This window comes from Streptomyces misionensis (assembly GCF_007896895.1).
Lineage (GTDB): Bacteria > Actinomycetota > Actinomycetes > Streptomycetales > Streptomycetaceae > Streptomyces > Streptomyces misionensis_A.
Genome location: NZ_VOGW01000148.1, coordinates 27,166 through 39,216, shown reverse-complemented (window position 1 = coordinate 39,216; position 12,051 = coordinate 27,166). Strand labels below are relative to the sequence as shown.

Here is a 12,051-nt window from a genome sequence, read left to right as displayed (position 1 = left end):
GGGGCCTGTGTGCGCGGCGGGCAAGCGCAATGGGCTCTGCTGCACGAGACCAACCCCGCCCGCTTCGCGGAAGAGGAACGCCAGGAACAGGCTCTCCGAGCCGAACTCGGCAAGGACGTAGCGATCCTGCGCGAGCGCATCGACGGTGTCACCCGTCCTCTGCCGCTGGTGGAACTGCGCTCCCGCATCACCGGAGGCGCCACCAACCGGGACGACTGGGGAGGCTGTGGCTGCTTCACCGACCCCGCCCAGCAGGACGAAGGAGGCGAGATGCCCACACAGGCTGTGGACAGCACCGACATGTGGGCCGGACTGGCCACCCAAGACACCCCGCCGCAGCCGCTCAAGCCCATCTGGGACGACCCCATCCCCCTCACCGGCCAGCGCGAGCGCCCGCCGTTCCCCGCCCACGTCTTCCCCGCCTGGCTCGGGGGGTTCGTGACGGCCGTCGCGCAGGAGACGCAGACCCCGGTGGACCTCGCCGGTTCGGTCGCCCTCGCCGTGCTCGCCACGGCGGCCGGCGGCCGGTCCGTGGTCCACGTACGCGGCAACTGGCGCGAGCCCACCAACCTCTACACCGTGGTCGCGCTCCCGCCCGCCAACCGCAAGTCCGCCGTCTTCGCACTGCTCACCAACCCGCTGTACGAGGCGGAGAAGCAACTCAAGACCGCGATGCAGCCGGTCATCGTGGAAGCGGAGCTGACGGCACGGCTGGCCAAGGAATCAGCCGACAAGGCTGCCGCCAAGGCAGCGTCCGCCGACGGCGACAAGCGCGATGACATGGTGGCCACCGCCGTCGGTCTCGCGCAGACCGCCGACACGCTCACCGTCCCCGCCGAACCGGTTCTGCTGGCCGACGACTCCACCCCGGAGACGGTCACCTCGCTCATGGCCGAACAGGGCGGACGACTGTCGGTGATGAGCGCGGAGGGCGGCATCTTCGACATCATCGCCGGCCGCTACTCAGGCGCCCCCAACATGGAGGTCTTCCTCAAAGGGCACGCCGGGGACCGGCTGCGGGTCAACCGGCAGACCCGCCGCGAGTACATCGACGCCCCCGCGCTGACCATCGGCCTCGCCGTACAGCCGGACGTGCTGCGGGACATCGGCAAGGTGAAAGGGTTCGAGGGCCGCGGGCTGCTGGCCCGCTTCCTGTACTCCCTGCCGGTGTCCACGGTCGGTGAGCGCGAGATCATCACCGACCCGGTCCCCGAGCAGACGGCCACCACCTACACCGCCCGGGTCATCGACCTCGCCCTGTCCCTGGCGGAGTGGACCGACCCGGCCGTCATCCAGCTCGCCCCGGAAGCGGACGCGGCCCTGATTGACTATCAGAAGCGCATCGAACCGCAGCTCAAAGCACGCGGCGGCAAGCTGGGCCACATCTCCAACTGGGCCGGAAAGCTCGCCGGGGCCACCGCACGCATGGCCGCACTGCTGCACCTCGCCGAACACGGCGGCAACGGCTACGCCCACCCGGTCACCGAAGACACCATGCGCGCGGCCATCGAGCTGGGGGACTACTACACCGCCCACGCCCTCGCCGTGTTCGACGTCATGGGTGCCGACCCGGTCCTGTCCCGCGCCCGCAGCGTCCTGGAAGCGCTGAGGGACAACCGGTGGGAGGACGTCAGCCGGCGGGACCTCTTCACTGTGCTGTCCCGCAGCGAGGTGCCCACCGTCGCCGATCTGGAACCCGCCCTCGCGCTGCTGGAAGACCACGGATACCTGCGGTCCTACCAACCCGAGCGCACCGGCAAGCGAGGCAGGCCCCCCGCGCCCCGCTTGCAGGTACACCCGCACTTCCGGCAGAGCGGTCGGTGAACTTGCCCGCACCCACGACCCCGCCCGCACAAACCGCGAAATCGCAATAAACCCCGGACACCCCCGCTGACCTGCTGCGCGGTCCCCGCCCCATCCAGGCCGGGGGCCCGCCGCACAATCCCGCGATATTCCGCAAAAAACCGAGCACCACCCCCGCCACCGGGGCCGGTCGACGGCCGCCCCTGATTTTTGCGGAATATCGCGGGTTTCTGCGGAGCGCTGCCCAGCACCACCCGCACGCCACAACACCGCAGGTCAACGGGCATCACCGGGTTTTCTGCGGATATTGCGGTTTGTGCGACGCCTCCCGACTTGGAGTCACATGGCAACGCCTAGAGAGGCCGACCCGCGCACCACCCTCCGGAGTGGCCTCCCCGACCGGTACCTGACGCCCGACGACATCGCCGAGATCTTCGAGGTGCCCGTCGAAACCGTCTACCAGTGGCGCAAGAAGCGCACCGGGCCGCCCGGCTTCCGCATTGGCAAACACCTCCGCTACGACCCCGCCGACGTCCGCACTTATGTCACCGAGCGCAAGAACGCTGACCGCGACGCCGCCTGACACGACCCATCACACAGCCCAACCTGAAGGGAGGGCCACACTGTGGCCCTCCCTTCCCATGTCCGGAAGGGACCACGCCTTACATGGCAGGCCACATCCAAGACCGCTGGTACAAGACCGAGAATGGCGCCAACGGCAAGGCCGTTCGCGTCAAGACCGACCGCCACGGCACCGGCCTTCGCTACCGGGCCCGCTACGTCGGCCCCGACGGCACCGAGAAGTCCAAGAGCTTCCGCGACGGACAGAAGCGCCTCGCCGAGAAGTGGCTGAGCAAGACGGAAGCCGACATGAGCAGCGGCCAGTACGTGGACCCGAAGGCGGGCCGGACCACCTTCCAGCAGTACGCCGAGCGCTGGGTGTCCTCGCACGCCGGAGAGGTCAACAGCGGGGAGGGCGCCGAGCGTCGGCTGAGGCTTCACGCCTACCCGAGCATCGGCAGTCGACCGCTCGGCTCCTTCAAGCCCGAGCACGTCCGTGCCTGGCTGGGTGAATTGAAGAAGTCGATGCCGAACGAGGCGCACCGCCGGGTGGTCGCCGCGACCGTCTCCGCGGTCTTCAACGCCGCCGTCGATGACGAGTTGCTGGCACGGAACCCCTTCAAGGCCCGTTCGGTGCAGATGCCGAAGACCGGCGACACAGCGGTGAAGCCGTGGACCGCCGACCAGGTGTTCGCCGTGCGGCACGCGCTTCCGGCGCGCTACCGCACGGTGGTGGACCTGGGAGCCGGGTGCGGGCTCCGGCAGGGAGAGGTGTTCGGCCTCTCCGTGGATGAGGTGGACTTCGACGGGGGCTGGATCACCGTGAGCCACCAACTCAAGCGGCTCAGGGGACGGTACGTCTTCGCTCCGCCGAAGGGTGGCAAGAACCGGCAGGTACCCCTTCCCCGGGCGGTCGCGGATGCCCTCCGGGCCCACGCCGACACCTTCCTGCCGGCCACGGTCACCCTGCCCTGGCGGATCCTGGACGGGGAGCAGCGGACCAAGCGCCTGTACTTCAGCGGAGCGGCCGGGCTGCATGTCCGGGTGAGCCACTTCAACGACCGCATGTGGAAACCCGCTCTGGCCGCCGCTGGGCTCATCCCGGAGGCTGAGGAGGGTGACCGGTACGCCTCCGCCCGCGAGCACGGCATGCACGCGCTGAGGCACTTCTACGCCTCCGTGTTGCTGGATGCCGGGGAGAACATCAAGGCGTTGAGCCGATACCTTGGCCACGCGGACGCGGGGTTCACCCTGCGGACCTACACGCACCTGATGCCGAGCAGTGAACTGCGCACCCGTAAGGCGGTGGACGACCTCTACCGCGAGCGCCCGAACGAAGATCACGGCCCACAGACGGCCCACGACGACTGACAGCCCGTGCCGTACGGTTGTTATCGCTGGTCAACGCTTTGCCGGGCGGGCGACGCAGAACTACATCTACTTCTGGCCCCTGTACACCGGCACGGCGATCCCGATCGACCAGTGGCGGGCGCGGATGTGGCTGGACACGTGGGTGTAGCCGGGTGGACGCGCGCACGGCCGACATGATCGATACAGCGGAAAGGGGCGGCGGTGCCGGACGCAGCGCGCTGCCGCTCCCGCCGGGCACTCCCGCCGAAACGGTCGAAACCTGACAGGGCGGACGTGTCCCACGCCCCGATCCCGGACCGGGACGTGTTGCGTTGGAGCGCACTCCGAGTCCTAGGTTCCGAGGCATGCGCTACCTCAAACTCGGAAAGACCGGACTGGACGTCTCCGCCATCGCCCTCGGCTGCATGAGCTTCGGCGAGCCGGACCGGGGCGGCGAGCCCTGGTCGCTGGGCGCGGACGCCAGCCGGGACATCATCAAGCAGGCCCTTGAGAGCGGCGTCAACTTCCTCGACACAGCCAATGGGTACAGCGCCGGAAGCAGCGAGGAGATCGTCGGCCGGGCGGTCAAGGACTTCACCCGGCGCGAGGAGGTCGTCCTCTCCACCAAGGTCTGGATGCGGATGCGCCCCGGCCCGAACGGCGCCGGACTGTCCCGCAAGGCGATCTTCGCCGAGCTCGACGCCTCCCTGAAGCGGCTGGGGACCGACTACATCGACCTGTACCAGATCCACCGCTGGGACTACGACACCCCGATCGAGGAGACCCTCGAGGCGCTGCACGACGCGGTCAAGTCCGGGAAGGTCCGCTACATCGGAGCCTCCTCCATGCACGCCTGGCAGTTCGCCAAGGCCCTGTTCCTGGCCGACCTGAACGGCTGGACCCGGTTCGTGTCGATGCAGGACCACTACAACCTCATCCACCGGGAGGCGGAGCGGGAGATGCTCCCGCTCTGCGCCGACCAGGGCATCGGCGTGATCCCGTGGAGCCCGCTGGCGCGGGGCAGGCTGACGCGGGTCCGGGACACCGCCACGGCGCGTGCCGCGACCGACCCCGGCGGCAAGATCCTCTACCGCGACGAGGACCAGGCAGTGGCCGAGCGCGTCCACGAGATCGCGGGCAAGCGGGGTCTGTCCCCGGCCCAGGTCGCCCTGGCCTGGGTCATGCGCAACCCGGCGGTGACCTCGCCCATCGTCGGGGTCACCAAGCCGGCCCAGCTGGCCGACGCGGTCGCCGCGGTGGACGTCGAACTCGACGAGGACGAGACCGCCTACCTGGAGGAGCCCTACCAGCCGCACGAGGCCGCCTACCTGGCGGAGTCCTTCCACAAGCAGCGGCCCGCGGCGGAATCCCGGTAGTCCGGGCCCCCGCCGGGCCTTCGGACATGCGCACCTATGATCATGGGCATGTCCGAACTCCGTGAGCGTGCCGCACGCAGTGGGCTCGCGCCCGGTGAGCAGGTGCTGAGGTACGCCTCCGTCGTCCCGGCCAGGAGCGCCAAGGGGCTCGGCGTGAACCTCGGCGGGGTCGTCGCCAACCAGGTGATGGGCCGCGTCGGGGCGAGCGGCGGGGGCCAGGGCAGTGTCGCGTCGCAGATGCCGCGCACCTCCGGCGCCCTGCTGCTGCGCGTCACCGACCGGCGCGTCGGGCTGGTCGAGCCGCTGGACGGCACCCCGGTGTGGGAGGTGCCGCGGTCCTGGGTGGCACGGATCGAACGCCGGCCCCGGCTCCAGCTGATGGCCCGCTTCCGGGTGCACTACGCCGACGGTTCCTGGCTCGCGTTCCTCACCTTCCGCCGTCGCACCGTCGAGGAGTTCCGCTCCGTCCTCGGCTGAGCCGGTCCGATTGTCGCAACCGTGCTACGGATCTCCCGGACGTGTCACCCGCCGCGATCGGGACTTTAGGGTGAGTGCCGTCGTTGGGGAGTCGAGGGGCCGCGGGGGACCCTGGGCAAGCGCGGAGGAACAGAGGCTGTGGGCAAGAGAAGACGGGTCGCCGAGCGGCGCACTGCCGGTCCCGGTGTGGTCGGCGCAGTGGTCGCCCTGGCCGTCTGCGGCGCCGCGCTGACCGTCTACGCGGTGTACGACGGCGGTTCCGCGGCCGGCGCGCCCACCTCCACGGCCAGTGAGCGGCACGTCAAGACCGGTCCGCCGAGCGCCGCCGAGGTGCACACCGTCGCCACCCGTTTCCTGGGCTCCTGGCAGCGGGGCGAGGTCGCCGACGCGGCGGCCGCCACCGACGACCCGTCGGCGGCCGGCGCCCTGCTCACCGGCTACTCCAAGGACGCCCACCTCAAGGACGTCACCCTCACTCCGGGCCCGGCGAAGGGCGCCAAGGTGCCCTTCTCCGTCAAGGCGACGGTGTCGTACAAGGGCGTGGACAAGCCGCTCGCGTACGACAGTTCGCTCACCGTCGTGCGGCGCGCCGCCGACGGCAAGCCGCTGGTCGGCTGGCACGCCTCCGTCGTCCACCCGGACCTGAAGGACGGCGACACGCTCGTCACCGGGAACGCGGGCACCCCGCCCGTCAAGGCCCTGGACCGCAACGGGGGCGAGCTGACGGCCGCCAGGTATCCGTCGCTGGGAACCGTCCTGGACGGACTGCGGGAGAAGTACGGCAGGACGGCGGGCGGCACGGCGGGCGTGGAGCTGCGCGTGGTGCGCGGCAAGGCGTCGCTGAAGGCCAAGCTGTCCGACAAGACGCTGGTGACGCTGACCCAGGGCACCCCGGGCACCGTGAAGACCACGCTGAGCCCGGCGTTCCAGGCGGAGGCCGAGCGGCAGGTCGGCAAGCGGGCCCGCGCCTCCGTGGTCGTCCTGCGGCCCTCCACCGGCGAGATCCTCGCGGTCGCCAACAGCGAGCACGGCTTCAACGTCGGCTTCCAGGGCTCCCTCGCGCCCGGCTCCACGATGAAGATCGTGACCTCGACCATGCTGTTCGAGAAGAAGCTCGTCACCGCGGACGCCTCGCACCCCTGCCCCAAGACCTACAAGCTCGCGGGCTGGACGTTCCACAACGACGGGGACTCCGAGATCAAGAAGGGCACGTTCAAGGACTCCTTCGGGGCCTCCTGCAACAACGCCTTCATCGACTTCGCGCCCAAGCTGTCCGACAGCGACCTGACCAAGGAGGCCCAGCAGGTCTACGGCCTCGGCATGGACAACTGGGCCATCGGGGTGCCCACCTTCGACGGCTCGGTCCCGGTGCAGAGCGGCGCGCAGATGGGCGCCTCGCTGATCGGCCAGGGCGGGGTGCGGATGAACCCGCTGAACATGGCCTCGGTGGCGGCCACCGTGCGGTCGGGTCACTTCCACCAGCCGTACCTGGTCTCCCCGGACGTCGACCACCGCACCCTGGCGACGGCCTCGCGCACCATGTCCGCCAAGACCCGGTCCCAGCTCGAGGAGGTCATGAAGTTCACGGCGGACTACGGCACGGCCGCCAAGGCGATGGCCGGCCTCGGCCCGGACTACGGCGCGAAGACCGGCTCGGCCGAGGTCGACGGGCAGAAGAAGCCGAACGGCTGGTTCACCGCCTACCGGGGCGACCTGGCGGCCGCGGGCGTGGTGCAGGCCGGCGGCCACGGCGGCGACACGGCCGGTCCGATCGTGGCGGACCTGCTGCGGATGGGCGGCTGACCGGACCGCTCAGTTGTGCACGGGCTCCGCGGTGTAGGTCCGGCGCAGAAATCTGACCAATGCCTTCGCGTCGAACTGGAGCACGTCGACACCGCTGTCGGAGTGGAACTCCACGACCGCCTGGACCCGCCCGCAGGGCCACACCCGGACGGCGCCGCTCTCGGCCGGCGCCCGCAGCCCGCGCTCCAGCAGGGCGCGGGAGAAGGTCCACTCGTGGGTGCCCGGAAGCCCGATCCGCACGGAGCGCGGATCGCGGTCGGGATCGTACCGCAGCAGTACCGGGACGGCCCCCGGGTCCTCGTCGTCGGTGACGACATGGGCGCGGGCGTACTGTTCGATCACAGCCATCGGAACGCCCTTTCACACTGAGTGACCTATGTGCGAGCGGTTCATCCGCTTGTTCTCCAATGTCCCACATTTTCCCGGAGGCGCCCCCGCAGACGGTCGACGTCCCACCGGACGGACAGGCGATGCCCTGGTACTTGCAAAAGGTTCGCAACAAGCCTCTAAAATCGAACGGTGCATGTACCTGACGGATTCATCGACGCCCCCACCTCAGCCGTCACCGGGGTGGTCGCCGCCGGCGCCCTCGCGGTGAGCCTGCGCGGCGCCCGCCGCGAACTCGGGGAGGAGAGAACGGCCCCGCTGGCCGGGCTGGTGGCGGCGTTCATCTTCGCCGTGCAGATGCTCAACTTCCCCGTCGCGGCCGGCACCAGCGGCCATCTGCTGGGCGGGGCGCTCGCCGCCATCCTGGTCGGCCCGTACACCGGCGTGCTGTGCGTGTCGGTGGTGCTGCTGATGCAGGGCGTGCTGTTCGCGGACGGCGGGCTGACCGCGCTGGGCGTGAACATCACGGACATGGCACTGGTCACCACCGTGGTGTCCTACGCCGTCTTCCGCGGCCTGCTCGCCGTGCTGCCCCGCAAGCGGCGCTCGGTGACCGTCGCCTCCTTCGTCGCCGCGCTGGTGTCGGTGCCGGCCGCCGCCGTCGCCTTCACCCTGATCTACGCGATCGGTGGCACCACCGACGTCTCCATCGGCAAGGTCGCCACCGCGATGATCGGCGTCCATGTGCTCATCGGCATCGGCGAGGCGGTCATCACCGCGCTCACCGTCGGCGCCGTGATCGCCGTGCGCCCGGACCTGGTGCACGGGGCGCGCGGGCTGCGGCAGCGGCTCCGGCTGCGGGTGAACGGCGAGCTGGTGGACGCGCCGGAGCCCGCCGCCGTGCCCGCGGCGGCGCGCACCTCGCGGCGCACGGTGTGGCTGACCGGCCTGGTGGCCTCCCTGGTGCTCGCCGGCTTCGTCAGCTTCTACGCCTCCGCGAACCCCGACGGCCTGGAGAAGGTCGCGCACGACAAGGGCATCGACACCAAGGCGAAGGAGCACGCCTCGGCCGACTCCCCGCTGGCCGACTACGGCGTCAAGGACGTCTCCGACGCGCGCCTGTCCGGCGGGCTGGCGGGCGTGATCGGCGTCGGGGTCACCGTGGTGGCGGGCAGCGCGGTGTTCTGGGCGGTGCGCAGGCGCCGCGGCGCGGACGTCTCCCCCGCCAACCCCGGTCTGTGACATGGGCGCTGGACACGCGCACCGGCTCTACCGGCACGGGACCTCGCCCGTGCACGCCCTGCCGCCGCACGCCAAGCTGGCCGCCGCCTTCCTCTTCGTGCTGGTCGTGGTCGCCACCCCGCGCGAGGCGATGTGGGCGTTCGCGGTGTACGCCGTGCTGCTCGCGGCGGCGGCCCGGCTCGCCCGGGTGCCCGCCGCCTTCCTGCTCAAGCGGCTGCTGATCGAGGTGCCCTTCGTGGCGTTCGCGGTGCTGATGCCGTTCGTCGCACAGGGCGAGCGGGTGCATGTGCTCGGCCTCTCGCTGAGCGTCAACGGGCTGTGGGGCGCGTGGAACGTGCTCGCCAAGGGCGCCCTCGGCGTCGCCGCCTCCGTGCTCCTCGCGGCCACCACCGAACTGCGCCAGCTCCTGCTGGGGCTCGAACGGCTGAAGCTGCCGCCGCTGCTGGTGCAGATCGCCGGCTTCATGATCCGCTACGGCGACGTCATCACCGACGAGATGCGCCGGATGCGGATCGCCCGCGCCTCACGCGGCTTCGAGGCGCGGGGCGTCCGGCACTGGGGCGTGCTCGCCAAGTCCGCCGGCGCGCTGTTCATCCGCTCCTACGAGCGCGGGGAGCGCGTCCATCTGGCCATGGTGAGCCGGGGATACACCGGCTCGATGCCGGTCGTCGCGGAGGCGGTCGCGTCCCCGGCGCAGTGGCGCCTCGCCCTCGCGCTGCCCTGCTCGGCCCTCGTCGTCTGCCTGTTGGGATGGATCCTGTGAGTACGACCACCGCTTCGCTGGAGGTCTCCGGCCTCGCGTATGCCTACCCCGACGGCCACCAGGCCCTGTTCGGCGTGGGCTTCACCCTCCGGCGCGGCGAACGGGCCGCGCTGCTCGGCCCCAACGGCGCCGGCAAGACCACTCTGGTGCTGCACCTCAACGGCATCCTCGGCGGTGGCACCGGCTCGGTCACCGTGGCCGGACTGCCCGTCGGCAAACAGCACATGGCCACCGTCCGGCAGAAGGTCGGCATCGTCTTCCAGGACCCGGACGACCAGCTGTTCATGCCGACGGTGCGCGAGGACGTGGCGTTCGGACCGGCCGCCGCCGGGATCAAGGGCGCCGCGCTGGAGGAGCGCGTACGGCACGCCCTGGAGCGGGTCGGCATGGCGGAGTTCGCCGACCGGCCGCCGCACCATCTCTCCTTCGGGCAGCGGCGGCGCGTCGCCGTGGCCACCGTGCTCGCCATGGAGCCGGAGATCCTGGTCCTGGACGAGCCGTCCTCCAACCTCGACCCCGCCTCCCGCCGCGAGCTGGCCGACATCCTGCGCTCGCTGGACGTGACGGTCCTCATGGTCACGCACGATCTGCCGTACGCGCTGGAGCTGTGCCCGCGCTCGCTGATCCTCAGCGACGGGGTGATCGCGGCCGACGGACCGACCGGGGACCTGCTGTCCGACGAGGAGCTGATGCGGGCGCACCGGCTGGAGCTGCCGTTCGGCTTCGACCCGCGCGCGGTGGCGCGGACGACCCACGGGTGACAAAGCCGACGTTCCCCACGATTACCGACACTCGCTCCCGCCAAGGAATCGCAGGCCCACGCCCGCTGTTGCACCCACTGTCGCAGGCGAGTGTGGAAGGGAACCCGGAGCATGCAGGCGGACGAGGCGGACGTGGTCGTGCACGGCACGGTGGCCGAGGGCTTCGAGCCGGTCGGGGAGGCGTTCGCGGCGAACTTCGCCCGGCTCGGGGAGCGCGGCGCGGCCGTCGCCGTGTACCGCGACGGGCACAAGGTGGTCGACCTGTGGGCGGGCACCCAGGACATCGACGGCGACGGCACGGCGCCCTGGCGGCGCGGCACCGCCCAGATCGTGCGCTCGGCCACCAAGGGTGTCGCCGCCGCCGCGCTCCTGCTGCTGCACCAGCGCGGTGAACTGGACCTGGACGCACCGGTCGGCGCGTACTGGCCCGAGTACAAGGCGGCGGGCAAGGAGCACACTCTGGTCCGGCACCTGCTCGCGCACCGCGCGGGCGTGCCGGTGCTGGACCGCCCGCTGACCCCGGCCGAGGCGGCCGACCCGGACCTCGGCGCGGCGGCCGTCGCCGCGCAGGCGCCGGTGTGGGAGCCGGGCACCGACCACGGCTACCACGCCCAGACCTACAGCTGGCTCACCGGGGAACTGGTGCGGCGCGTCACCGGGCGCCCGGTCGGCGACTGGATCGCGGACGAGATCGCCGGGCCCGTCGGCGCGGACGTCTGGCTCGGGCTGCCCCGGGCGGAGCAGGGGCGGGCGGGCCGCGTCGGGGACATCGAGGCCCCGCAGGCGGCGGGCGCGCTGAAGCTGCGGCCCAAGCGGGCCGTGACCGCGGCCTACGCCGACCCGGACTCGCTGACCCGCCGCGCCTTCGCCGCGATCACCCCGATGCCGGACGAGAACGACCCCGCCTACCGCGCCGCCGCGCTGCCCGCCTCCAACGGCATCGCCACCGCCGACGGCCTGGCCCGCGTCTACGCCTCGCTCATCGGCGAGGTGGACGGCGGCACCCGGCTGTTCACGCCCGCGACGACGGAGCTGGCCCGCGCCGAGCGGTCCGCCGGTCCGGACCGGGTGCTCGTGGTGAACACCCGGTTCGGCCTCGGCTACATGCTGCACGGCAGCGCCTCGCCGCTGCTGTCCCCGGGCTCCTTCGGGCACCCGGGCCGCGGCGGTTCCCTCGGCTTCGCCGACCCGGAGTCGGGCATCGCCTTCGGCTATGTCACGGGCGGCTTTCGCGCGAGCGTGACGGCGGACCCGCGGGCGCAGTCGCTGGTGCGGGCGCTGCGCACGGCGCTCGGGAGCTGACCGGGCTCACACGTGGATCGGGTGCGAGGTGCGCCCGGAGTCCGCGTCGATCTCGACGTGGGCCTTGTCCAGCAGCTGCATGGCGATCTGGTTGAGGGCGCGGGCCCCGGCGATCTCCTCGCCGACCCGGGGCTGGTCGTTGTCCACGTGGTGGCGGCTGGCGTGCCCGTGTCCCCGGATCTCGGAGCCGTCGGGCAGCCGCACCAGGGCCGCCGCACGCGTGTGCTGACCGTCCTCCTCGAACTCAAGCTCGACATGCCACCCGACAGCGGTGTGGCTCATGGTC

Annotated in this window: 12 protein-coding genes; 10 read left to right on the top strand and 2 right to left on the bottom strand. The window is 71.4% G+C overall.

Annotated features, from left to right (window positions below; translation table 11 throughout):
- Positions 1-285: 285 nt before the first annotated feature.
- From FRZ03_RS25120 to FRZ03_RS25090, 6 genes are all read left to right on the top strand, one after another.
- Positions 286-1,824 carry a YfjI family protein gene (locus FRZ03_RS25120; RefSeq protein WP_146467434.1) on the top strand — a complete coding sequence of 513 codons (1,539 nt, stop codon included), beginning with the start codon at positions 286-288 and terminating at the stop codon, positions 1,822-1,824.
- Between the two features lie 322 nt (positions 1,825-2,146).
- A complete protein-coding gene (locus FRZ03_RS25115) occupies positions 2,147-2,386 on the top strand; it encodes a helix-turn-helix domain-containing protein (protein WP_146467409.1) in 240 nt (79 codons plus the stop codon).
- A gap of 83 nt (positions 2,387-2,469) precedes the next feature.
- Positions 2,470-3,735 (top strand): tyrosine-type recombinase/integrase, encoded by a 1,266-nt coding sequence (locus tag FRZ03_RS25110; RefSeq protein WP_146467408.1) that lies wholly within the window; start codon positions 2,470-2,472, stop codon positions 3,733-3,735.
- 344 nt (positions 3,736-4,079) lie between these two features.
- Entirely contained in the window at positions 4,080-5,090 is a 1,011-nt protein-coding gene (locus FRZ03_RS25100; protein ID WP_146467406.1) for an aldo/keto reductase, read from the top strand.
- Between the two features lie 48 nt (positions 5,091-5,138).
- Positions 5,139-5,567, top strand: coding sequence for a hypothetical protein (locus FRZ03_RS25095; protein WP_146467405.1), 429 nt, complete (start codon positions 5,139-5,141; stop codon positions 5,565-5,567).
- Between the two features lie 138 nt (positions 5,568-5,705).
- Positions 5,706-7,370: a penicillin-binding transpeptidase domain-containing protein gene (locus FRZ03_RS25090; RefSeq protein WP_146467404.1), complete on the top strand. Its 1,665-nt coding sequence runs from the start codon at positions 5,706-5,708 to the stop codon at positions 7,368-7,370.
- Between the two features lie 9 nt (positions 7,371-7,379).
- Here the strand turns inward: FRZ03_RS25090 and FRZ03_RS25085 are convergent, their stop codons facing one another.
- Positions 7,380-7,718 carry an SsgA family sporulation/cell division regulator gene (locus FRZ03_RS25085; protein WP_146467403.1) on the bottom strand — a complete coding sequence of 113 codons (339 nt, stop codon included), beginning with the start codon at positions 7,716-7,718 and terminating at the stop codon, positions 7,380-7,382.
- Between the two features lie 171 nt (positions 7,719-7,889).
- Between FRZ03_RS25085 and FRZ03_RS25080 the strand changes: the two genes are divergently transcribed.
- From FRZ03_RS25080 to FRZ03_RS25065, 4 genes are all read left to right on the top strand, one after another.
- Positions 7,890-8,939 (top strand): energy-coupling factor ABC transporter permease, encoded by a 1,050-nt coding sequence (locus tag FRZ03_RS25080; RefSeq protein ID WP_146467402.1) that lies wholly within the window; start codon positions 7,890-7,892, stop codon positions 8,937-8,939.
- 1 nt (position 8,940) lies between these two features.
- A complete protein-coding gene (cbiQ, locus tag FRZ03_RS25075) occupies positions 8,941-9,702 on the top strand; it encodes a cobalt ECF transporter T component CbiQ (protein WP_146467401.1) in 762 nt (253 codons plus the stop codon).
- Entirely contained in the window at positions 9,690-10,463 is a 774-nt protein-coding gene (locus FRZ03_RS25070) for an energy-coupling factor ABC transporter ATP-binding protein (RefSeq protein WP_146467400.1), read from the top strand. The genes cbiQ and FRZ03_RS25070 overlap by 13 nt, the downstream gene beginning before the upstream one ends.
- A 132-nt stretch (positions 10,464-10,595) precedes the next feature.
- Positions 10,596-11,765 (top strand): serine hydrolase domain-containing protein, encoded by a 1,170-nt coding sequence (locus FRZ03_RS25065; RefSeq protein WP_146467433.1) that lies wholly within the window; start codon positions 10,596-10,598, stop codon positions 11,763-11,765.
- Between the two features lie 6 nt (positions 11,766-11,771).
- On the opposite strand, the gene FRZ03_RS25060 is transcribed toward FRZ03_RS25065, so the two are convergent.
- Positions 11,772-12,047 (bottom strand): DUF1876 domain-containing protein, encoded by a 276-nt coding sequence (locus FRZ03_RS25060; protein ID WP_146467432.1) that lies wholly within the window; start codon positions 12,045-12,047, stop codon positions 11,772-11,774.
- Positions 12,048-12,051 lie beyond the last annotated feature (4 nt).

Bases quoted from the DNA above. Each gene is read 5' to 3' on its own strand.
- FRZ03_RS25110 (WP_146467408.1), top strand. From the start codon at position 2,470: ATGGCAGGCCACATCCAAGACCGCTGGTACAAGACCGAGAATGGCGCC.
- FRZ03_RS25070 (WP_146467400.1), top strand. From the start codon at position 9,690: ATGGATCCTGTGAGTACGACCACCGCTTCGCTGGAGGTCTCCGGCCTC.
- FRZ03_RS25100 (WP_146467406.1), top strand. From the start codon at position 4,080: ATGCGCTACCTCAAACTCGGAAAGACCGGACTGGACGTCTCCGCCATC.
- FRZ03_RS25060 (WP_146467432.1), bottom strand. From the start codon at position 12,047: ATGAGCCACACCGCTGTCGGGTGGCATGTCGAGCTTGAGTTCGAGGAG.
- FRZ03_RS25115 (WP_146467409.1), top strand. From the start codon at position 2,147: ATGGCAACGCCTAGAGAGGCCGACCCGCGCACCACCCTCCGGAGTGGC.
- cbiQ (WP_146467401.1), top strand. From the start codon at position 8,941: ATGGGCGCTGGACACGCGCACCGGCTCTACCGGCACGGGACCTCGCCC.
- FRZ03_RS25085 (WP_146467403.1), bottom strand. From the start codon at position 7,718: ATGGCTGTGATCGAACAGTACGCCCGCGCCCATGTCGTCACCGACGAC.
- FRZ03_RS25095 (WP_146467405.1), top strand. From the start codon at position 5,139: ATGTCCGAACTCCGTGAGCGTGCCGCACGCAGTGGGCTCGCGCCCGGT.